The organism is Burkholderia sp. Ac-20344 (assembly GCF_017104975.1).
Classification (GTDB): domain Bacteria; phylum Pseudomonadota; class Gammaproteobacteria; order Burkholderiales; family Burkholderiaceae; genus Burkholderia.
Genome location: NZ_JAAGPP010000048.1, coordinates 14,937 through 36,195, shown reverse-complemented (window position 1 = coordinate 36,195; position 21,259 = coordinate 14,937). Strand labels below are relative to the sequence as shown.

The window sequence follows — 21,259 nt, the reverse complement described above, 5'->3', positions numbered from 1 at the left end:
GATACCCGAGTTCGTCGCGCGCGCGGAAGTCGCACAGCCCCGGGGTGTTGCGCGCCGTCGTCAGCGCGACCGCGTAGAATCGCGGGGCGCGAGGCGGCCCGGCTGCCCGCGTGCGTCTCCAATCACCGTGATCGCCATGCTTTCGATTCGCAAGATGTTGTTTGCCGCGCGCGCCGCCGTGCTCGGCGTGGGCATCGCCGCCGCGTGCGCCATGCCTGCCATGGCGGCCACCCCGTCGCCCGCCGGCAACGACGGCCCCGTGTACGGCCCGCGCCTGGAAGGGTTCACCTATCCGGCGCCCGTGCATGTGTACACGTTCGTGTCGCAGCGCGAAACCCTCGAGATGGCCTATCTCGACGTGCAGCCGGCGCATCCGAACGGCCGCACCGTCGTATTGCTGCACGGGAAGAACTTCTGCGCGGCGACCTGGGAGGACACGATCGGCGTGCTGAGCCGTGCGGGCTATCGCGTGATCGCGCCGGACCAGATCGGCTTCTGCAAGTCGTCGAAGCCCGATCGCTACCAGTACACCTTCCAGCAACTGGCGCGCAACACGCACGCGCTGCTCGAATCGGTCGGGGTGAAGTCGGCGACGATCGTCGGCCACTCGACGGGCGGAATGCTCGCGATGCGCTACGCGCTGATGTATCCGAAGGCGACCGACCAGCTCGTGCTCGTGAACCCGATCGGCCTCGAGGACTGGAAGGCGCTCGGCGTGCCGCCGCTGCCGGTCGACTACTGGTATGCGCGCGAACTGAAGACCACGGCCGACGGCATCCGCCGCTACGAGCAGGGCACGTACTACGCGGGCAAGTGGTCGCCGTCGTACGAGCGCTGGGTGCAGATGCTGGCCGGGATGTACCGCGGCGCCGGTCGCGAGGCGGTCGCGTGGAACTCCGCGCTGATCTACGACATGATCCTCACGCAGCCGGTGGTCTATGAACTCGGCGCGATCCGCGTGCCGACGCTGCTCATGATCGGCGACAAGGACACGACCGCGATCGGCAAGGACGTCTCGCCGCCCGACGTGCATGCGAAGCTCGGCCGCTACCCGGAACTCGCGAAGCGCACGCAGGCCGCGATTCCCGGCGCGCAGCTCGTCGAATTCCCGGCGCTCGGGCACGCGCCGCAGATCCAGGACCCGGACGCGTTCCACAAGGCGCTGCTCGACGGGCTGGAGGCCGTGCACCCGCAGTGATGCGGGGCCGGCCGCAGGCGGCCCGGGCGCGCGCCGTCAGCGCGTTTCGCTCGCGAGTTCGTCGCGGATCTGCGCGGTCAATTCGAACGAGCGCAGCCGTGCCGCATGATCGTAGATCTGTGCGGTGACGATCAGCTCGTCGGCCCCCGTCTGCGCGATGCGCTCGCGCAGCTTGTCGCGCACCGTGTCGCGCGAGCCGACCGCCGCGAACGACAGCGAATGCGCAACCGTCGCGAGCTCGAGCTCGTTCGCCTCGAGCACGTCGACGGGCGGCGGCAGCTTGCCCGGCGTGCCGCGCCGCAGGTTGATGAACTGCTGCTGCAGCGACGTGAACAGGCGCCGCGCCTCGTCGTCGGTATCGGCGACGAACACGTTGACGCCGACCATCGCATGCGGCTTCGGCCATGCAGCCGACGGCCGGTACTGCGCACGATAGATCTCGAGCGCGCGCATCAGGTAGTCGGGCGCGAAGTGCGACGCGAACGCGAACGGCAGCCCGAGCATCGCGGCGAGCTGCGCGCTGAACAGGCTCGAGCCGAGCAGCCACACCGGCACGTCGAGCCCTGCACCGGGTACCGCGCGCACACGCTGGCCCGGCACCGGCTCCGCGAAGTAGCGCTGCAGCTCGGCGACATCGTCCGGAAACGAGTCGGCGCTGCCGATCAGGTCGCGGCGCAGCGCGCGCGACGTGGTCTGGTCGGTGCCGGGCGCGCGGCCGAGGCCGAGGTCGATGCGCCCCGGATACAGCGACGCGAGCGTGCCGAACTGCTCGGCGATCACGAGCGGTGCGTGGTTCGGCAGCATGATGCCGCCCGAACCGACCCGGATCGTCTGCGTGGCGCCCGCGACATGGCCGATCACGACGGCAGTGGCCGCGCTCGCGATGCCGGGCATGTTGTGATGCTCGGCGAGCCAGTAGCGCCGGTAACCCCAGCGTTCCGCATGCTGCGCGAGATCGACGGTGTTGCGGAATGCCTGGGAGGCGTCGGCGCCGGCCGGAATGGGGGCGAGATCGAGTACGGAAAACGGAGTCATCGGTGGGCCTTCGAACGAGGGGGCGGGGTGATGCGCTTACGCAACAAATGCCAAGGATTTTGCCAAAGGGTTCCGGAACGTGCTGGCGGCGGCCCGATACCCATGCGCCTTACAGGGATGCAGGGTCGAATTCGGAGATCGTTGCAAAAATCAATCTAATCGCTGATTAATTACCAATCTTTACGGCGATTGAATGTGAATCCGCATCGACATACAAATTTGCACGAAACGTCTGATTTTCAAGACTGCAATACGCCTGCAAACCGCTTACGCTAACGTGAATGCGGGGGTGCCCGAATGGTTCGCCGACTGCGCAGCTTTGCCGGAATTGCACTAGTCCGTTTCTCATAGTGCCGAGCGCGGGGTGCCGCAGACTGCTAAAATCCGGCGCCTGCTCATGTTGTGCCGAAGGTAGCCATACGAATCTTCCCGTATCCCGTCCAGGTGTCGCGCGGAGATGCCCCACGCGAAGCCGGGCTTGGCCGTACCCGAATGCCGGGGCGGGCCTCCCTCATACACAGACGCTGCTGGAACAAGGAGTCGGGTCGTGCCCGCGTTCGTCGTTGTCGGAATACCGAATCACGCTCAATCATGCCCAGGCGTGCTCCATGGCGTTCAGGTCGCGGGGAGGCGTCGCGCATGACGGCAACCGCAACGATGCTCGACTGGCTCCTGATCGTCTTTACGCTGGCCGCGGCCGGCTATGCGCTCGTCGCCGCGTTCGCGCCGCGGCCGCGCACGCCGCGCGCGGCCGTGCGCGACGGCTTCGAGCCGGTCAGCGTGCTCAAGCCGCTGTGCGGCGCGGAGCCGCACCTGTACGAAAACCTCGCGACGTTCTGCGAGCAGCGTCATCCGCGTCATGAAGTGCTGTTCGGCGTCGCGTCGGCGGCCGATCCGGCCGTCGCCGTGGTCGAGCGGCTGCGCGCCGATCATCCCGAGTGCGACATCACGCTCGTGATCGACACGCGTGTGCACGGCAAGAACCTGAAGGTCAGCAACCTGATCAATCTCGCCGAACGCGCGAAGTACGGCCGCATCGTGATCGCGGACAGCGACATCGCGGTGAAGCCCGACTATCTGGAGCGCGTGACGGCGCCGCTCGCCGACGTGTCGGTCGGTGTCGTCACGTGTCTGTATCATGCGCGCAGCGTCGGCGGGTTCTGGACGCGGATCGGTGCGCAGTTCGTCGACGCATGGTTCGCGCCGTCGGTCCGGATCACGCATCTCGGCCGCTCGAGCCGCTTCGGCTTCGGCGCGACGCTTGCGCTGACGCGCGACACGCTCGACCGGATCGGCGGCTTTCCCGCGCTGAAGGACGAGCTGGCAGACGATTTCTGGCTGGCCGAGCTGCCGCGCCGCCTCGGGCGACGCACCGTGCTGTCGGAGGTCGAGGTCGCGACCGACGTGATCGAGCCGTCGTTCGGGCCGCTGTGGCACCGCGAGACGCGCTGGCTGCGTACGATCCGTTCGCTGAATCCGGCCGGCTTCGCGTTCCTGTTCGTTACATTTACCGTGCCGTGGCTCGCGATCGGCGCGGCGCTCGCGCTGCGCCTCGACGGCACCTTCGCCGGCTCGCTGGCGGGCGGGGCGGCCGTGGTGGGCGCGTTCGGGCGGCTTGTATTGCACGCACGCGGCGAGGACGGCTGGCGCGCATTCTGGCGCGACCTGCCGCTCGTCGCGGTGCGCGACACGCTGCTCGCGCTCGAGTGGCTCGCGGCCGTGTTCGGCACGCACGTCGTGTGGCGCGGCGCGAGGATGACGGTCGTCGGCGGCGAACGCGCGACGGCGGCCGTGGAAGCCGTGGACGGCCGCTAGGGCCGTTCCGACCGAACCCGGCCCGAGGGCCGAGACGCGCTGCGCGGCGTGGCCGCGCGGTGCGACATGACAGAGAGGCGGGCGCCGGCAGGCGGCCCGCGGTTTTTGGACTGAATCGTTGTGACGAATCGAACTATGCAGGCTACCGGAGCATTCATGAAAACGCTGTTCTTGCAGGCCCCTTCGTATGACGGCTTCGACGGCGGAGCCGGCTCGCGCTATCAGGCGAAGCGCGAAATCCGTTCCTTCTGGTATCCGACGTGGCTCGCGCAGCCGGCCGCGCTCGTGCCGGGCAGCCGCGTCGTCGACGCACCGGCCGACGGCCTGTCGGTCGAGGAAACGCTGAAGATCGCGAACGACTACGATCTCGTGATCATCCACACGAGCACGCCGTCGTTCCCGACCGATGCGATGTTCGCGCAGGACCTGAAGAAGATGAAGCCGTCGATGCGGGTCGGCATGGTGGGCGCGAAGGTGATGGTCGATCCGCACAACTCGCTCACGGCGAGCGAGGCAATCGACTTCGTGTGCCGCGAGGAATTCGACTTCACCTGCAAGGAAATCGCCGAAGGCAAGCCGTTCCCGGAGATCAAGGGCTTGAGCTGGCGCGCGAAGGACGGCTCGATCGAGCACAACGAAGCGCGTCCGATCCTCGAGAACATGGACGAACTGCCGTTCGTCGCGCCCGTCTACAAGCGCGACCTGAAGATCGACAACTACTTCATCGGCTACCTCAACTATCCGTACGTATCGATCTACACGGGCCGCGGCTGCAAGTCGCGCTGCACGTTCTGCCTGTGGCCGCAGACGGTCAGCGGCCATCGCTACCGCACGCGCTCGGTCGAGAACGTGCTCGCGGAAGCGAAGTGGATCCGCGACAACATGCCGGAAGTGAAGGAACTGATGTTCGACGACGACACGTTCACCGACGACCTGCCGCGCGCCGAAGCCATCGCCATCGGCCTGGGCAAGCTCGGCATGACGTGGTCGTGCAACGCGAAGGCGAACGTGCCGTACAAGACGCTCAAGGTCATGAAGGAAAACGGCCTGCGCCTGCTGCTGGTCGGCTTCGAATCCGGCGACGACCAGATCCTCGTGAACATCAAGAAGGGTGTGCGCACGGATTTCGCGCGCCGCTTCAGCGCGGACTGCAAGAAGCTCGGCATCAAGATCCACGGCACCTTCATCCTCGGCCTGCCGGGCGAGACGCAGGAGACCATCAAGAAGACGATCGAGTACGCGAAGGAAATCAATCCGCACACGATCCAGGTCTCGCTCGCCGCGCCGTATCCGGGTACGACGCTCTACAAGCAGGCCGTGGAAAACGGCTGGATGGAAGAGAACAAGACCATCAACCTGGTGAGCAAGGAAGGCGTGCAACTGGCGGCGATCGGCTATGCGCACCTGTCGCGCGACGAGATCTATCACCACCTCGAGCAGTTCTATCGCCAGTTCTACTTCCGCCCGTCGAAGATCTGGGAGATCGTCCGCGAGATGCTGACGAGCTGGGACATGATGAAGCGCCGCCTGCGCGAAGGCGTCGAGTTCTTCCGCTTCCTGCGCGCACACGAGGCCTGATTCGTGGCGACGCAGCGGGCGGCGCGGGCGCTGATCTTCACCGCGGACGACTTCGGGCTGCACCCGCGCGTCAACGCGGCGGTCGAGCGCGCGCACTGCGACGGCGTGCTGAGCGCCGCCAGCCTGATGGTCGGCGCGCCTGCCGCGCAGGATGCGATCGAGCGTGCGCGGCGGCTGCCGTCGCTCGCGGTCGGCCTGCATCTCGTCCTCGCGGACGGGCCCGCCACGCTGCCCGCGCACGCGATTCCCGCGCTCGTCGGCCCCGACGGGCGGTTCGGCGATGCGATGGCGAAGGACGGCTGTCGCTTCTTCTTCCTGCCGCACGTGCGGGCGCAGCTGCGCCGCGAGATTCGCGCGCAGTTCGACGCGTTCGCGTCGAGCGGCCTGCCGCTCGACCACGTGAACGCGCACAAGCATTTCCACCTGCATCCGACCGTGCTGTCGCTGATCATCGAGATCGGCCGCGACTACGGGCTGCGCGCGGTGCGGCTGCCGTACGAGACGAGCGCGCCCGCGCTGCTCAAGCCGTGGATCGCGCTCGTGCGTGCGCGGCTCGACCGAGCAGGGCTCGCGCACAACGACTACGTGGTCGGGATCGAGCATACGGGCGCGATGGACGAGGCCGTGCTGCTCGACGCGCTGGCCAAGCTGCCACCGGGCGTCGGCGAAATCTACTGCCATCCGGCCGAGGCCGGCGACGGCCCGATCACGCCGACGATGGCCGGCTACCGTCCAGTGGACGAACTCGATGCGCTGCTGTCGCCGCGCGTCGCGGCCGCGCTGAAAGCAGCGGGCGTCGCGACCGGCGGCTTTGCCGACGTGTTCGGCCAGCCCGCGGCACGGCGCGGCGCGCACGCGTCGCGCGCACCGGGAGCGCAGCCGTCATGACCAGGTGGATCAAATGGCTCGGCTGGCCGCTCGGCATCGGCATCCTGCTCGCGCTGGGGCTGCACGAAGGCATCGGCGACGTGTCGCAGATGCTCGCGCGCGCCGGTTACGCGCTGCTGTGGCTCGTGCCGTTCCATGCGCTGCCGCTGTTGCTCGACGCCTACGCGTGGCACCTGCTGCTCGACAAGCGCTCGTCGCTGCCGTTCCTGTGGTGGATCGCGACCGTGCGCGAAGCGGTGAACCGGCTGCTGCCGGTGGTCGGGATCGGCGGCGAGCTGGTCGGCATCCGGCTCGCGCGCTGGCAGGTGCCCGACGCGAGCCGCGTGACGGCGTCGGTGATCGTCGAGGTGCTCGTGACGATCGTCGTCCAGTATGCGTTCGCGGCGCTCGGCCTCGTGCTGCTGCTCGCGACGACGGACAACATGGGCGGCGGCACGATCGGCCTCGCGCTGCTGCTCACGCTGCCGCTGCCGGTGCTCGGCGTCGTGCTGATGCGCCGCGGCGGGATCTTCCATGCGATCGAGCGTTTCGCGGGCCGCCTGCTCGGCGATTCGCACCGGCTGCTGCAGGGCGTCGACGGCAAGCGGCTCGATGCCGACATCGATGGGCTGATGTCGCGTACGGGCCTGCTGTTCAGCGCGTTCTTCTGGCAGCTGGCCGGCTACGCGCTCGGCGCGCTCGAGATCTACTGGGCGCTCGCGCTGCTCGGTCATCCGGTGTCGATCGGCGGCGCGATCGCGATCGAGGCGATGACGCAGGCGGTGCGCCATGCGGCGTTCATGGTGCCGGGCGGCCTCGGCGTGCAGGAGGCGACCGTCGTGCTGCTCGCGCAGATGTTCGGCGTCGACCGCGAGACGGCGCTGTCGCTCGCGCTGGTCAAGCGTGGCCGCGAGGTGCTGTTCGGCTGCCTGGCGCTCGGTTCGTGGCAGCTTGCCGAACTCGTGCGCACGCGGCGCCGCATCGGTGAGCCGCCGGCCGTGCCGCGCGAGCCGCAAGCGACGAGCCGCGTGGCCGAAACCGAAACGATGCATTGATCACGAGACGGGCCGCGCGCCCGTCTCGCGCTTTTGGCGTCGCGCGGGTATCCTTGCCGCGTGTTTTCTCGATGCGCATTTCTTCCGATGAATTTCCGTTTCCGGCTGCTTCCCATGACGATGCTGGCCGCCGCGCTGGCGCTGACCGGCTGCGACGACAAGCAAGGCAACCTCGACGTGCAACGTATCAGGGACTTCTTCAACGCGATCAAGCCCGCGCCGCTGCTGCTGAAGGGGCTGAAGGTCGGCGAATCGACCGAGGCCGACGTGCGCGGCACGATGGGCAAGCCCGAGACCGAGCGCGACTTCACCGACGGCTCGAAGCGTCTCGAATACCCGCGCGGCCCGATGGGCAACCAGACCTGGTTCGTCGATCTCGATGCGAACGGCCGCTACACGGGTGCGACGCAGGTGCTGACCGCCGAGAATTTCGCGAAGGTGCGCCCGGGGATGAGCGAGGACGAGGTGCGGCGCCTGCTCGGCAAGCCTGGCGACATCGCGCAGTATCCGCTCAAGCCCGAGACGGTCTGGAGCTGGCGCTGGCTCGAGGACGGCGTCAACACCGACGCGTTCTTCAACGTTCATTTCGGCCCGGACGGGTTTGTCTATACGACTTCGCGCTCCGACATCCTGAAGGGGCGGTAAGCGCAGCCGCAGCCGTCTTCGGCGCTATATCGAAAAAGCGACCGGAAAATTGCAAAAAGTCCGCTTCCCTGCCCGTTATCCGGTTGTCAGGAAGCGGCTTTTTTCCTTTTGAAACAGCGGTGTAGGTCGTGGTCGCAAATGATGGGACGAATTGCTGCGACGCAGCAATCGCATGCAAGGTGATTTGAGACAATCAATTTCGCTTGCGACTATCCGCGTCAGCCCGACGCGGGACAGGCATACGCGTCGGCATCCATTCCCACTCTGGAGACGCGCGTGTTCCTTTACGGCTTTGGTCCCGTCCTCTGGGCCGGCACCGTGCAGACCATCGAGCTGTCGGTGCTGTCGCTCGCCACTGCGGTGGCGCTGGGGCTGATCGGCGCGGTGGCGAAGCTGTCGCACAACCGGGCGCTGCGAGCGATCGCGACCGGTTATACGACGCTGATCCGCTCGGTGCCCGATCTCGTCCTGATGCTGCTGCTGTTCTACAGCATCCAGATCTGGCTGAACCAGTTCACCGACTTCGTCGGCTGGGACCAGATCGACATCGACCCGTTCGTGGCCGGCGTGCTGACGCTCGGCTTCATCTACGGCGCGTACTTCACCGAGACGTTCCGCGGCGCGTTCCTGTCGGTGCCGCGCGGCCAGCTCGAAGCCGGCGCGGCTTACGGGATGAGCGGGATGCGGGTGTTCGTCCGGATCATGTTTCCGCAGATGATGCGCTTTGCGCTGCCGGGCATCGGCAACAACTGGCAGGTGCTCGTGAAGGCCACCGCGCTGGTGTCGATCATCGGCCTTGCGGACGTCGTGAAGGCCGCGCAGGACGCCGGCAAGAGCACGTTCAACATGTTCTTCTTCATTCTCGTCGCGGCGCTGATCTATCTCGCGATCACGACGGTTTCCAACCTCGTGCTGATCCAGCTCGAGAAGCGTTATTCCATGGGCGTGCGGCACGCAGAACTATGATCGAGATCCTTCAGGAATTCGGCCAGGCGTTCCTTTACTGGGACGGCCAGCGCCTCTCCGGCCTTGCGGTGACACTGTGGCTGCTCGTCGCGTCGATTTCGCTCGGCTTCGTGTGCGCGGTGCCGCTCGCGGTCGCGCGCGTGTCGAAGAACAAGTGGGTGTCGACGCCGGTGCGGTTCTATACGTACGTGTTCCGCGGCACGCCGCTCTACGTGCAGTTGCTGTTGCTGTACACGGGCATGTACAGCCTCGAGTTCGTGCGTTCGCACTCGCTGCTCGACGCGTTCTTCCGCAGCGGCTTCAACTGCGCGATTCTCGCGTTCGCGCTGAACACCTGCGCGTACACGACCGAGATCTTCGCGGGGGCGATCCGCGCGATTCCGCACGGCGAGGTCGAGGCTGCGCGGGCGTACGGGATGTCGCCGTTCACGATGTACCGCCGCGTGATCCTGCCGTCGGCGCTTCGCCGCGCGCTGCCGCTGTACAGCAACGAGGTGATCCTGATGCTGCACGCGACGACCGTCGCGTTCACGGCGACCGTGCCGGACATCCTGAAGGTCGCGCGCGACGCAAACTCCGCGACCTACATGGCGTTCCAGTCGTTCGGAATCGCCGCGCTGATCTATCTTGCGGTATCGTTCGCACTCGTCGCGGCGTTTCGCCGCGCGGAGCGCCACTGGCTCGCGTATCTCGCGGCCGCCCGTCATTGAATTCACTTCGAGGAGAGCCAGTTGGCCGAGATCACTCAAACGGGCGCTGCCGCCAAGCTTGCGGCGCTCGACATCCACAAGCGCTACGGCGACAACGAAGTGCTGAAGGGCGTATCGCTGAACGCGAAGGCCGGTGACGTCATCAGCATCATCGGCGCGAGCGGCTCGGGCAAGAGCACGTTCCTGCGCTGCATCAATTTTCTCGAGCGGCCGAATGCGGGGCAGATCGTCGTCGACGGCGAGGCCGTGCGCACGAAGACCGACCGCGCCGGTGCGCTCGAAGTCGCCGATCACAAGCAGCTTCAGCGCATCCGCACGAAGCTCGCGATGGTGTTCCAGCACTTCAACCTCTGGGCGCACATGAACGTGCTCGAGAACGTGATGGAAGCGCCGGTGCACGTGCTCGGCATTTCGAAGAAGGAAGCCGAGGAGCGTGCGCGCGAGTACCTCGAGAAGGTCGGCCTCGCGCCGCGTGTCGAGAAGCAGTATCCGTCGCACCTGTCGGGCGGCCAGCAGCAGCGTGTGGCGATTGCGCGTGCGCTGGCGATGCATCCGGACGTGATGCTGTTCGACGAGCCGACGTCGGCGCTCGACCCGGAGCTGGTGGGCGAAGTGCTGAAGGTGATGCAGAAGCTCGCCGAGGAAGGCCGCACGATGATCGTCGTCACGCACGAGATGGGCTTTGCCCGTAACGTGTCGAACCACGTGATGTTCCTGCATCAGGGGCGGACCGAGGAAGAGGGCGATCCGAAGGAGGTGCTGGTCCGCCCGCAGAGCGAGCGGCTGAAGCAGTTCCTGTCGGGCAGCCTCAAGTAACGCGAAGGGCGGGTTTCAACCGTGGTACCGGTGTCTCGTCCCGCAGGCGCCACCCGCACGACGCAGGTGGCGATCGTTGCATTGCCGCCCGTGTCGATGTCGGGCGTGGGTCCGATCGTCGATGCGTTGAATCTCGCGAACGAGATCGACGGGCGCTTGCTGTATCGCTGGCAGGTGTGTTCGTGGGATGGGCGGCCCGTGCCGCTCGCCGGCGGTGCGCAGTGGCATGCGGATGCGGCGTTCAACGATGCGATCGCGTGCGACTGGGTCATCGTCGTGTCGGAGCGGTTTCAGCAGTTTGCCGACTATCGGTTGTTTCTCGCGAGTCTCGCGCGGGTCGGGCAGCGGACGCCGATCGTGACCGGGATTCATCATGGCGTGTGGTGGCTTGCGATGGCCGGGCAGCTTTCCGGGTATCGCGTGAGCGTGAACTGGGAGACGTATCAGCAGTTCGCCGAACAGTTCGAGCGGTCGATCGTCACGCAGCAGATCTTCGAGATCGATCGCGATCGGGCGACCTGTGCGGGTGGGCAAGCCACCGTCGACTTCATGCTGGCCATGATTGGCCGGGAACATGGGCCTGACCTCGCGGAGAGGATCGCCGATGCGCTCGGCGCCGGGACGCTGCGGAGCGGCGAGGAGCGGCAGCGGATTCCTTTCGTGACTGCGCCGGGCGAGCGGCATCCTCGGTTGAACGATGCTTTGCTGTTGATGGAAGCCAATGTCGAGGATCCATTGACGACCGATGAGATCGCCGAGCTCGTCGGCGTTTCTCGCCGGCAACTGGAGCGGCTCTTTCGGCAGTATCTCGGGGCGATGCCCTCCAAGTATTACCTCAATCTTCGGTTGCTCAAGGCTCGGACTCAGTTGCAGCGGACTAGTAAATCTGTCGTGCAAGTCAGTCTCGCCTGTGGGTTTTCTTCTGCCGCGCACTTTTCTAACGCGTACCGCGAAAGGTTTGGTGTGACGCCTCGGGAGGATCGGCGAGCCTGGCTCGAGAAGCAGACCGGCGGTGGCGGGGAGCCTCGGGGGGGCGCGCTTGTCGAGCGCGGTGGGAAGGATTGATCTTGTTTTTGGGTGGTTCGCTCGCGGGTTTCGTGAAGCACCTGTGATCGTATCGGTCTATTCGTGTCGCCCCTGCGCGGGGCAGCGGTCACTTTTCTTTGTCTTGCCAAAGAAAAGTAACCAAAAGAAAGGCGCTCGGAAAACGCATGACTTCCCGGTGCCGTGGCCCTCGGAGTGGATCGCGCCTAAGTGTCCGCGCCAGTCACGAACGCGGAGTGGTTCGAGCAATGGTTCCGACACCTCCCACTACCCAGCAGAGCGGCATACCGCCCGCCAGCTCCGCCCTCGCTTCGCTCGACCGACAGGTACACGCCCTCCAGTAGCGCTTGCGGTCAATCAGTTCCAGCAATCACGCGGGAGCGCCACGAATTCTGTGAATCACGGCGCGTCCTCATTCGCAAGGAAAAAGGGACGCAGTAAGCAGATTCGCCTGCACGAAACATATGGCGTAAAACGCTATCGAACATCTACCGATGGCAAGCAGTCCGATAGGCATGAATGGTGTACATAAAGAGAGCGCCCAGTCCGCTGATGCATTGCAGGCAGAACACGTGAGCGCATGCAATGCGACGTGAAGTACCTTGCAGCCGAGCGAAGCGAGGATGGAGCTGGCGGGCGGTATACCGCTTTGTTGGGTAGTGGGAGGTGTCGGAACCATTGCTCGAACCACTCCGCGTTCGTGACTGGCGCGGACACTTAGGCGCGATCCACTCCGAGGGCCACGGCACCGGGAGGTCATGCGTTTTCCGGGCGCCTTTCTTTTGGTTACTTTTCTTTGGCAAGACAAAGAAAAGTGACCGCTGCCCCGCGCAGGGGCGACACGAATAGACCGACACGATCACAGGTGCTTCACGAAACCCGCGAGCGCCCCCCCAAGGAACCCCAAAAAACGCCCCCCAACCGACAAACCCCCCGCCAGGAAGGCAAAATAAAGCGAACTATCCGCTTCCGATAGAACCCGTCGCAATTCCGCAAGACGCTTGCGTCACCCTTACCTAAACTTGATCCTGTTGAACCCTCTTACGAAACCGAAAGGAACGACCATGACGACCTCGACCGTGACCCGCCAGACATTCGATGAAGTGATGGTGCCGGTATTCTCCCCCGCACCGTTCGTGCCGGATCGCGCAGAGGGCTCCCGCGTGTGGGACACGGCCGGCCGCGAGTACATCGATTTCGCGTGCGGCATCGCCGTGACGTCGCTCGGCCACGGCCACCCGGAACTGCTGAAGGTCCTGGACGAACAAAGCCGCAAGCTCTGGCACATCGGCAACGGCTACACGAACGAGCCGGTGCTGCGCCTCGCGAAGCGCCTCGAATCGCTGACCTTCGCCGATCGTGCATTCTTCGCGAACTCGGGCGCGGAAGCGAACGAAGCCGCACTGAAGCTCGCCCGCCGCGTCGCGTTCGACCGCCACGGCGCCGACAAGGCAGAAATCATCTCGTTCGTGCAGTCGTTCCACGGCCGCACGTTCTTCACGGTCAGCGTCGGCGGCCAGCCGAAGTACTCGGAAGGCTTCGGCCCCGTGCCGGCCGGCATCACGCACCTGCCGTACAACGACATCGAAGCCGCCAAGGCCGCGATCGGCCCGCAAACCTGCGCGGTGATCGTCGAGCCCGTACAGGGCGAAGGCGGCGTGATCCCGGCCGATCCGGCCTTCCTGAAGGCGCTGCGCGAAGCCTGCGACGCACACGGCGCGCTGCTGATTTTCGACGAAGTGCAGACGGGCGTCGGCCGCACGGGCCAGTTCTACGCTTACATGGATACCGGCGTCACGCCGGACATCCTGACGACCGCGAAGGCGCTCGGCAACGGCTTCCCGATCGGCGCGATGCTGACGACGAACGAACTGGCCGCGCACTTCAAGGTCGGCGTGCACGGCACGACGTACGGCGGCAACCCGCTCGCTTCGGCGATCGCCGACAAGGTCGTCGAACTGATCGGCGACCCGGCACTGCTCGAAGGCGTGCGCGAACGCAGCGTGCGCCTGAAGGGCGCGCTGGAACGCATCAACGCGCGCTTCGGCATCTTCAAGGACATCCGCGGCAAGGGCCTGCTCGTCGGTGCCGAACTCACCGCCGCATTCGACGGCCGCGCGAAGGACTTCGTCACCGCCGCCGCCGAGAACGGCCTGATCATGCTGATCGCCGGCCCGAACGTGCTGCGCTTCGTCCCGTCGCTGGTGATCCCGTTCGACCTGCTCGACGAAGGCGTGAAGCGCTTCGAGAAGGCAGTCGAACAAGTGCTCGCCGCACAGGAAGCCACCGCGCGCTGATCGGCGCGCCCATCGCAGACAGGAACGACGATGCTATTTGTTCGCCCCGGCAAACTCACGGATCTCGATGCGCTCGCGCACATGGCGCGCACCGCGCAGCCGGTCCTGCACTCGCTGCCGCACGACCGCGCGGCGCTCGAAGCGCGCGTGGCGCTCTCCGAGGATTCGTTTCGCGCAGACGTCGACTTCGCCGGCGAGGAGTTCTACCTCTTCGTGCTCGAGGATTCGACGACCGGCAAGCTGCTCGGCACGGCAAGCATCGTGGCCGCGGCCGGCTACTCGGAACCGTTCTACGCGTTCCGCAACGACGCATTGATACACGCGTCGCGCGAGCTGCACGTGAACCGCAAGATCCACGCGCTCACGATGTCGCACGAGCTGACCGGCAAGAGCCGGCTCGCGGGCTTCTACGTCGATCCGTCGCTGCGCGGCGACGCGGCCGCACACCTGATCTCGCGCGCACGGATGATGTACATCGCCGCGAACCGCCGCCGCTTCACGCCGGAAGTGTTCACGCTGCTGCTCGGCGTGAGCGACGGCAACGGCGCATCGCCGTTCTGGGAAGCGGTGGGCCGCAAGTTCTTCGGCCGCGACTTCACCGACGTCGATATCGCGTCGGGCGGCCGCAGCCGCACCTTCATCGCGGAAGTGATGCCGGCCTATCCGCTCTATGTGCCGCTGTTGCCGGAAGCCGCGCAGCGCGTGCTCGGCGAGCCGAACGAATCGGCGCTGCTCGCGTATGACATCCATCTCGAGGAAGGCTTCGAGCCCGACCGCTTCGTCGACATCTTCGATGCAGGCCCGGTGCTGACCGCGCAGGTCGACCGCACCGCGTGCGTGAAGCACGGCATGGAGCGCGTCGTGCGCGAGGCCGCGCACCAGCAGGGCGACGTCGCGTACATGGTGTCGACGGGCAGCGGCGAATCGTTCCGCTGCGTGCTGGCCGACCTGCCGGGCGATGTGGTCCATGCGCCGCTGGCCGGCGACGTGCGCGCGGCGCTCGATGTGAACGATGGCGATGTCGTGCGCTGCGTGCCGCTGCACCGCCGCGACGATGAAGATTTGAAGGGAGACGCAGCATGATCGTCGTTCGGGTCGTACAAACGGGCGACGTCGACGCGCTCGTGTCGCTCGCGAAGGAAACCGGGCCGGGCCTGACCACGTTCAAGCCCGACCGCGACGCGCTCGACGCGCGCATCGAGCGCACGCGCCGCACGCTCGCAGGCGAGGCCGCGGCCGGCGAGGCCGGTTACTTCTTCGTGATGGAAGAATCGAAGACGGGCGACATCGCGGGCGTATGCGGGATCGAGACGCAGGTCGGCCTCGAGCAGCCGTTCTACAACTATCGCGTGAGCACGGTCGTGCACGCGAGCCAGGAGCTCGGCGTGTGGACGCGGATGTCCGCGCTGAACATCTCGCACGACCTGACCGGCTATGCGGAAGTGTGCTCGCTGTTCCTGAGCCCGCGCTATCGCACGGGCGGCGTGGGCGGCCTGCTGTCGCGCTCGCGCTTCATGTTCATCGCGCAGTTCCGCGAGCGCTTTCCGGAACGCATCTGCGCGGAACTGCGCGGCCACTTCGACGAGGACGGCACGTCGCCGTTCTGGCGCGCAGTCGGTTCGCACTTCTACCAGATCGATTTCAACGCAGCGGACTACCTCAGCTCGCACGGCCGCAAATCGTTCCTCGCGGAACTGATGCCGCGCTACCCGGTGTACGTCGACCTGCTGCCGCAGGACGCGCAGGACGCGGTGGGCCTCACGCACCGCGATACGCTGCCGGCCCGCAAGATGCTCGAGGCGGAAGGGCTGCGCTACCAGAATCACGTCGACATCTTCGACGCGGGCCCCGTGCTCGAATGCCACGTCAACGACCTGCGCACGGTGCGCGAGAGCGTCGTCGTGCCGGTCGCGATCGGCGTGCCGGATGCACGGGACGACGCGCGGGGCGGCCATCCGCCGAAGTCGCTCGTGTCGAATACGTCGCTCACCGACTTCCGCGTCGGCGTCGCGCCGGGCGTGGTCGCGAACGACTCGTTCGTGCTGTCGGCCGACGATGCCGTCGCGCTCGACGTGAAGGCCGGCGATCCGGTGCGCGTGCTGCCGCTCAAAGTCAAACAGGGATAAACGAATCATGACGGAACTCTTCATCGACGGCGCCTGGGTCGCAGGCTCGGGCCCCGTGTTCGCTTCGCGCAACCCGGGCACCGACGAGATCGCCTGGCAGGGCGAAAGCGCGTCGGCGGCCGACGTCGACCGTGCGGTCGCGAGCGCGCGTCGCGCATTCGCCGGCTGGTCGGCGCTCGACTTCGAATCGCGCTGCGCGATCGTCAAGCGTTTCGCCGCGTTGCTCAACGAACGCAAGGAAGCGATCGCGACCGCGATCGGCCGCGAGACGGGCAAGCCGCTGTGGGAAGCGCGCACCGAAGTCGCGTCGATGGCCGCAAAGGTCGGCATCTCGATCCAGGCCTACCAGGAACGCACCGGCGAGAAGCGCCAGGACATGGCCGACGGCGTCGCGGTGCTGCGTCACCGCCCGCACGGTGTCGTCGCGGTGTTCGGCCCGTACAACTTCCCCGGCCACTTGCCGAACGGCCATATCGTACCCGCGCTGATCGCCGGCAACGCGGTCGTGTTCAAGCCGTCGGAGCTCGCACCGGGCGTCGCGCGCGCGACGGTCGAAGTGTGGAAGGAGGCCGGGCTGCCGGACGGCGTGCTGAACCTCGTGCAGGGCGAGAAGGACACGGGCATCGCGCTCGCGAACCATCGGCAGATCGACGGGCTGTTCTTCACCGGCAGCTCGGATACCGGCACGCTGCTGCACAAGCAGTTCGGCGGCCGTCCGGAAATCGTGCTCGCGCTCGAGATGGGCGGCAACAACCCGCTCGTGATCGGCGAAGTCGAGGACATCGACGCGGCCGTCCACCACACGATCCAGTCGGCGTTCCTGTCGGCCGGCCAGCGCTGCACGTGCGCGCGCCGCATCTTCGTGCCGCAGGGCGCATTCGGCGACCGCTTCCTCGCTCGTTTCGCCGACGTCACGTCGAAGATCACGGCCGATGTGTTCGACGCCGATCCGCAGCCGTTCATGGGCGCGGTGATCTCGGCGCGTGCGGCGGCGAAGCTCGTCGACGCGCAGTCGCGCCTGATCGAGCAGGGCGCGAAGCCGGTTATCGCGATGACGCAGCGCGATCCGCGCCTCGGCTTCGTGAACGCGGCGATCGTCGACGTGACGGGCGTCGCGAACCTGCCCGACGAAGAACATTTCGGCCCGCTCGCGCAGATCGTCCGCTACACGACGTTCGACGAAGCGATCGAGCGCGCGAACGATACGGCGTTCGGCCTGTCCGCCGGCCTGCTCGCCGACGACGCGAAGGCATGGGACCACTTCCGCCGCACGATCCGCGCCGGGATCGTCAACTGGAACCGGCCGACCAACGGCGCATCGTCCGCCGCGCCGTTCGGCGGCACCGGCCGTTCGGGCAACCATCGCCCGAGCGCGTACTACGCGGCCGACTATTGCGCGTATCCGATGGCATCGGTGGAAAGCACGCAACTGACCTTGCCCGCGAGCCTGTCGCCGGGCCTGCATTTCTGATCGAGGGAACGACGATGAACGCACAAGAAGCCAATTTCGACGGGCTCGTCGGCCCGACCCACAACTACGCCGGGCTGTCGTTCGGCAACGTGGCGTCGCTCAACAACGAAAAGTCGGCCGCGAATCCGAAGGCCGCCGCGAAGCAGGGGCTGCGCAAGATGAAGCAGCTCGCCGATCTCGGTTTCGCGCAAGGCGTGCTGCCGCCGCAGGAGCGGCCGTCGCTGCGCTTGCTGCGCGAGCTCGGCTTCTCGGGCAAGGACGCGGACGTGATCGCGAAGGCCGCGAAACAGGCGCCCGAACTGCTCGCCGCGGCGAGCTCGGCGTCGGCGATGTGGACCGCGAACGCGGCCACCGTCAGCCCCTCGGCCGACACGAGCGACGGCCGCGTGCACTTCACGCCGGCGAACCTGTGCAGCAAGCTGCATCGCGCGATCGAACACGAAGCGACGCGCCGCACGCTGTCGACGCTGTTCGCCGATCCCGCGCATTTCGCGGTGCATGAGGCGCTGACCGGTACGCCGGCACTTGGCGACGAAGGCGCGGCGAACCACACGCGCTTCTGCGCCGAATACGGCAAGCCGGGCATCGAGTTCTTCGTGTACGGCCGCGCAGAATACCGCCGTGGGCCGGAGCCGAAGCGCTTCCCGGCACGTCAGACCTTCGAGGCGAGCCGCGCGGTCGCGCATCGCCACGGTCTTGCCGAAGAGGCGACGGTCTACGCGCAGCAGGACCCGGACGTGATCGACGCGGGCGTGTTTCACAACGACGTGATTTCGGTCGGCAACCGCGACACGCTGTTCACGCACGAGCGCGCGTTCGTCAACAAGCAGGCGATCTACGACACGCTGACCGCCGCGCTCGACGCACGCGGCGCACGCCTGAACGTGATCGAGGTGCCCGAGGCAGCCGTGAGCGTGAACGACGCGGTGACGTCGTATCTGTTCAACAGCCAGTTGCTGTCGCGCGCGGACGGTTCGCAGGTGCTCGTCGTGCCGCAGGAATGCCGCGAGAACGGGAACGTCGCGGCCTATCTCGACGAGCTTGCGGCCGGCAACGGCCCGATTCACGACGTGCTCGTGTTCGACCTGCGCGAAAGCATGAAGAACGGCGGCGGCCCGGCCTGCCTGCGCCTGCGCGTCGTGCTGAACGAAGCGGAGCGTGCGGCCGTCACGTCGAACGTGTGGATCAACGACACGCTGTTCACGTCGCTCGACACGTGGATCGACCGGCACTATCGCGATCGCCTCGCACCGGAAGACCTCGCCGATCCGGCGCTGCTCGACGAGTCGCGCACGGCGCTCGACGAGCTCACGCAGATCCTGCGCGTCGGTTCGCTGTATGACTTCCAGCGCTGATTCCCGCATGGCCAAGACGCTGCTCGACGACTTCCTCGCGTTCACGCTGACCGGTAGCGCGCCGTCCGCAACGGACGGCACCTGCGCCGCCGGCGCCGTGCGCTGGCAATGGCTCGGCGACGGGCTGCTCGCGCTCGAACCGGCGGTAGTTGACGCGGCCGTCACGGCGCGCGCGAGCGTGCTCGTGTCGGCCGGCGTGCACGGCGACGAGACGGCGCCGATCGAGCTGCTGTCGATGCTCGTGCGCGATCTCGCATCGGGCGCGTTGCCGCTCGCTTGCCGGCTGCTCGTCGTGCTGGGCAACGTGCCGGCGATGCGCGCCGGCGAACGCTATCTCGACGACGACCTGAACCGCCTGTTCAGCGGTCGTCACGCGCAGGTGCCCGACAGCCGCGAAGCGCCGCGCGCCGTGCAGCTGGAAGCGGCCGCCGCCGCGTTCTTCGCGGCGGCGCCGGCCGGCGCCGCGCGCTGGCACATCGACATGCACACGGCGATCCGCGCGTCGGTGTTCGAGCAGTTCGCCCTGTTGCCGCACACGGGCATGCCGCCGACGCGCACGATGTTCGAATGGCTCGGCGACGCGCGGATCGCGGCCGTGCTGCTGCATACCGCGAAGGGCAACACGTATTCGCATTTCACGGCCGAGCACTGCGGCGCGCTCGCGTGCACGCTGGAACTCGGCAAGGTGCGCCCGTTCGGCCAGAACGACCTGACGCGCTTCGCGCCGGCCGACCGCGCGGTGCGCAAGCTCGTGTCGGGCGCGGCCCATGAAGCAGACACGCCGTTGCCGCGCGTCTTCACGGTGATCGACCAGATCACGAAGCAGAGCGATGCGCTCGAGCTGTTCGTCGCGGCCGACGTCGCGAACTTCACCGCGTTTGCACGCGGCACGGTGCTCGCGCAGGACGGCGACTACCGCTACACGGTGACGCACGACGAGGAACGGATCGTGTTTCCGAATCCGACCGTGAAGCCGGGCCTGCGCGCGGGCCTGCTCGTCGTCGACACGACCCGCGAGACGGTCGCGGCGCTCGTCTGACGGCGACCGATTGCGCGTGGCCGCGGCGACCCGCGGCCCGCGCATCGTCCGGCAACCATTCCATTTTCGAGATGACGCCCGCACGCCGCGCAGACGGCGCGCGCGTCGCGCTTGCGTATTTGCGACATCGTCTTGCAAGTTCGGCGGGCAGCCCGGCTGACGTCGGCGCACGCAGCGCAGCATCGCGTGCCGGCGGCTGCTTTGCCATATCGGGCCGCGCAGATTGGTACAATCGCGGCCTTGCGGCTGTTGCGCCGCATCACGGCGCGGCGGCAGCGTTGCCGTGGTCATTCGACCCTGCAATGATGCATGCGCCCGTAGTTCCGGAACATTCGAGTATCGAGGAGAGCACCTGATGAAGTTGGATTGGCGTAAAGTGGCCGCGCAGGCGGTGGTGGCGGCATCGGCCGTGGCGGCAGGCAGCGCGATGGCAGCGGATCTGAAAGAGATCCGTTTCGGTGTCGAAGCCTCGTACGCGCCGTTCGAATACAAGACGCCCGACGGCAAGCTGACCGGCTTCGATATCGACATCGGCAACGCGGTGTGCGCGAAGCTGAAGACGAAGTGCGTGTGGGTCGAGAACGACTTCGACGGCCTGATTCCGGCGCTGCAGGCGCGCAAGTTCGACGCGATCAACTCGGACATGACGATCACCGACCAGCGCAAGCATGCGATCGCCTTCACCGATCCAATCTACACGATTCCGAACCAGCTGATCGCGAAGCAGGGCACCGGCCTGCTGCCGACCCCGCAATCGCTGAAGGGCAAGCGCGTCGGCGTGCTGCAGGGCACGATCCAGGAAGCGTACGCGAAGAAGAAGTGGGCGCCGGCCGGCGTCGAAGTCGTGCCGTACCAGACGCAGGACCTGGCCTACGCCGACCTGAAGTCGGGCCGTCTCGACGCGACGTTCCAGGACGCGGAAGCGGGGGCGAAGGGCTTTCTGTCGAAGCCGCAAGGCCAGGGCTTCGCGTTCGCGGGCGGTACCGTGAGCGATGCCGAGATCCTCGGCTCGGGCGTCGGCTTCGGCCTGCGCAAGAACGACGCGGCGCTGAAGACCGCGCTCGATCAGGCGCTGAAGGAACTGAAGGCCGACGGCACGATCGACAACCTCGCGAAGAAGTACTTCAGCGTGCCCGTGACGCTCAAGTAAGCGTTGCGTTCGATCGCACGATGCAAACAAACCGGCCGCTGATGCGGCCGGTTTGTTTTTAGCGGCGGGAAATGGTGCGGACAGCGGCCGGC

Annotated in this window: 18 protein-coding genes; 17 read left to right on the top strand and 1 reads right to left on the bottom strand. The window is 66.7% G+C overall.

Features of this window, described 5'->3' with window-relative positions; genetic code table 11:
* Positions 1-136: 136 nt before the first annotated feature.
* Positions 137-1,198, top strand: coding sequence for an alpha/beta hydrolase (locus G3N64_RS17325; protein ID WP_205785028.1), 1,062 nt, complete (start codon positions 137-139; stop codon positions 1,196-1,198).
* A 36-nt stretch (positions 1,199-1,234) separates the two neighbouring features.
* On the opposite strand, the gene G3N64_RS17320 is transcribed toward G3N64_RS17325, so the two are convergent.
* On the bottom strand, positions 1,235-2,233 hold the full coding sequence (locus G3N64_RS17320) for an LLM class flavin-dependent oxidoreductase (RefSeq protein ID WP_205785027.1): 999 nt from the start codon (positions 2,231-2,233) through the stop codon (positions 1,235-1,237).
* A gap of 639 nt (positions 2,234-2,872) precedes the next feature.
* Here G3N64_RS17320 and hpnI point away from each other — a divergent pair.
* The 16 genes from hpnI to G3N64_RS17240 all read left to right on the top strand — a co-directional run bounded on the left by hpnI (position 2,873) and on the right by G3N64_RS17240 (position 21,167).
* A complete protein-coding gene (hpnI, locus tag G3N64_RS17315; protein ID WP_205785026.1) occupies positions 2,873-4,048 on the top strand; it encodes a bacteriohopanetetrol glucosamine biosynthesis glycosyltransferase HpnI in 1,176 nt (391 codons plus the stop codon).
* A gap of 135 nt (positions 4,049-4,183) precedes the next feature.
* On the top strand, positions 4,184-5,626 hold the full coding sequence (gene hpnJ / locus G3N64_RS17310) for a hopanoid biosynthesis associated radical SAM protein HpnJ (RefSeq protein WP_346778822.1): 1,443 nt from the start codon (positions 4,184-4,186) through the stop codon (positions 5,624-5,626).
* A gap of 3 nt (positions 5,627-5,629) precedes the next feature.
* Positions 5,630-6,514 carry a hopanoid biosynthesis-associated protein HpnK gene (gene hpnK, locus G3N64_RS17305; RefSeq protein ID WP_205785024.1) on the top strand — a complete coding sequence of 295 codons (885 nt, stop codon included), beginning with the start codon at positions 5,630-5,632 and terminating at the stop codon, positions 6,512-6,514.
* A complete protein-coding gene (locus tag G3N64_RS17300; RefSeq protein ID WP_205785023.1) occupies positions 6,511-7,548 on the top strand; it encodes a lysylphosphatidylglycerol synthase domain-containing protein in 1,038 nt (345 codons plus the stop codon). Before hpnK ends, G3N64_RS17300 begins: the two co-directional genes overlap by 4 nt.
* Before the next feature lie 87 nt (positions 7,549-7,635).
* Positions 7,636-8,193 (top strand): hypothetical protein, encoded by a 558-nt coding sequence (locus G3N64_RS17295; protein ID WP_205785022.1) that lies wholly within the window; start codon positions 7,636-7,638, stop codon positions 8,191-8,193.
* Between the two features lie 276 nt (positions 8,194-8,469).
* Positions 8,470-9,159, top strand: coding sequence for a histidine ABC transporter permease HisQ (gene hisQ / locus G3N64_RS17290; RefSeq protein WP_205785021.1), 690 nt, complete (start codon positions 8,470-8,472; stop codon positions 9,157-9,159).
* Entirely contained in the window at positions 9,156-9,869 is a 714-nt protein-coding gene (locus tag G3N64_RS17285) for an ABC transporter permease (protein WP_011351456.1), read from the top strand. The genes hisQ and G3N64_RS17285 overlap by 4 nt, the downstream gene beginning before the upstream one ends.
* A gap of 21 nt (positions 9,870-9,890) precedes the next feature.
* The gene (locus G3N64_RS17280; protein WP_166957709.1) at positions 9,891-10,685 is read left to right on the top strand and encodes an ABC transporter ATP-binding protein; all 795 of its coding nucleotides are present in this window, start codon (positions 9,891-9,893) and stop codon (positions 10,683-10,685) included.
* 21 nt (positions 10,686-10,706) lie between these two features.
* Positions 10,707-11,750 carry a GlxA family transcriptional regulator gene (locus G3N64_RS17275; RefSeq protein WP_205785020.1) on the top strand — a complete coding sequence of 348 codons (1,044 nt, stop codon included), beginning with the start codon at positions 10,707-10,709 and terminating at the stop codon, positions 11,748-11,750.
* 1,043 nt (positions 11,751-12,793) lie between these two features.
* Complete coding sequence (locus G3N64_RS17270) at positions 12,794-14,026, top strand: aspartate aminotransferase family protein (protein WP_205785019.1); 1,233 nt, start codon at positions 12,794-12,796, stop codon at positions 14,024-14,026.
* Between the two features lie 30 nt (positions 14,027-14,056).
* Positions 14,057-15,109 carry an arginine/ornithine succinyltransferase subunit alpha gene (aruF, locus tag G3N64_RS17265; protein WP_205785018.1) on the top strand — a complete coding sequence of 351 codons (1,053 nt, stop codon included), beginning with the start codon at positions 14,057-14,059 and terminating at the stop codon, positions 15,107-15,109.
* Entirely contained in the window at positions 15,106-16,152 is a 1,047-nt protein-coding gene (gene astA / locus G3N64_RS17260; RefSeq protein WP_205785017.1) for an arginine N-succinyltransferase, read from the top strand. Before aruF ends, astA begins: the two co-directional genes overlap by 4 nt.
* A gap of 7 nt (positions 16,153-16,159) precedes the next feature.
* Entirely contained in the window at positions 16,160-17,623 is a 1,464-nt protein-coding gene (gene astD, locus G3N64_RS17255) for a succinylglutamate-semialdehyde dehydrogenase (RefSeq protein ID WP_205785016.1), read from the top strand.
* Positions 17,624-17,637: 14 nt separating this feature from the next.
* The gene (gene astB / locus G3N64_RS17250; RefSeq protein WP_059527487.1) at positions 17,638-18,978 is read left to right on the top strand and encodes an N-succinylarginine dihydrolase; all 1,341 of its coding nucleotides are present in this window, start codon (positions 17,638-17,640) and stop codon (positions 18,976-18,978) included.
* Positions 18,962-20,017: a succinylglutamate desuccinylase gene (gene astE / locus G3N64_RS17245; protein ID WP_205785015.1), complete on the top strand. Its 1,056-nt coding sequence runs from the start codon at positions 18,962-18,964 to the stop codon at positions 20,015-20,017. The genes astB and astE overlap by 17 nt, the downstream gene beginning before the upstream one ends.
* 355 nt (positions 20,018-20,372) lie before the next feature.
* The gene (locus G3N64_RS17240) at positions 20,373-21,167 is read left to right on the top strand and encodes an ABC transporter substrate-binding protein (protein ID WP_205785014.1); all 795 of its coding nucleotides are present in this window, start codon (positions 20,373-20,375) and stop codon (positions 21,165-21,167) included.
* Positions 21,168-21,259 lie beyond the last annotated feature (92 nt).

Excerpts from the sequence above, each read along its gene's own strand:
- G3N64_RS17325 (WP_205785028.1), top strand. The coding sequence starts at position 137 with ATGCTTTCGATTCGCAAGATGTTGTTTGCCGCGCGCGCCGCCGTGCTC.
- G3N64_RS17320 (WP_205785027.1), bottom strand. The coding sequence starts at position 2,233 with ATGACTCCGTTTTCCGTACTCGATCTCGCCCCCATTCCGGCCGGCGCC.
- hpnI (WP_205785026.1), top strand. The coding sequence starts at position 2,873 with ATGACGGCAACCGCAACGATGCTCGACTGGCTCCTGATCGTCTTTACG.
- hpnJ (WP_346778822.1), top strand. The coding sequence starts at position 4,184 with ATGCAGGCTACCGGAGCATTCATGAAAACGCTGTTCTTGCAGGCCCCT.
- G3N64_RS17300 (WP_205785023.1), top strand. The coding sequence starts at position 6,511 with ATGACCAGGTGGATCAAATGGCTCGGCTGGCCGCTCGGCATCGGCATC.
- G3N64_RS17295 (WP_205785022.1), top strand. The coding sequence starts at position 7,636 with ATGAATTTCCGTTTCCGGCTGCTTCCCATGACGATGCTGGCCGCCGCG.
- G3N64_RS17285 (WP_011351456.1), top strand. The coding sequence starts at position 9,156 with ATGATCGAGATCCTTCAGGAATTCGGCCAGGCGTTCCTTTACTGGGAC.
- G3N64_RS17270 (WP_205785019.1), top strand. The coding sequence starts at position 12,794 with ATGACGACCTCGACCGTGACCCGCCAGACATTCGATGAAGTGATGGTG.
- aruF (WP_205785018.1), top strand. The coding sequence starts at position 14,057 with ATGCTATTTGTTCGCCCCGGCAAACTCACGGATCTCGATGCGCTCGCG.
- astA (WP_205785017.1), top strand. The coding sequence starts at position 15,106 with ATGATCGTCGTTCGGGTCGTACAAACGGGCGACGTCGACGCGCTCGTG.
- astD (WP_205785016.1), top strand. The coding sequence starts at position 16,160 with ATGACGGAACTCTTCATCGACGGCGCCTGGGTCGCAGGCTCGGGCCCC.
- astB (WP_059527487.1), top strand. The coding sequence starts at position 17,638 with ATGAACGCACAAGAAGCCAATTTCGACGGGCTCGTCGGCCCGACCCAC.
- astE (WP_205785015.1), top strand. The coding sequence starts at position 18,962 with ATGACTTCCAGCGCTGATTCCCGCATGGCCAAGACGCTGCTCGACGAC.
- G3N64_RS17240 (WP_205785014.1), top strand. The coding sequence starts at position 20,373 with ATGAAGTTGGATTGGCGTAAAGTGGCCGCGCAGGCGGTGGTGGCGGCA.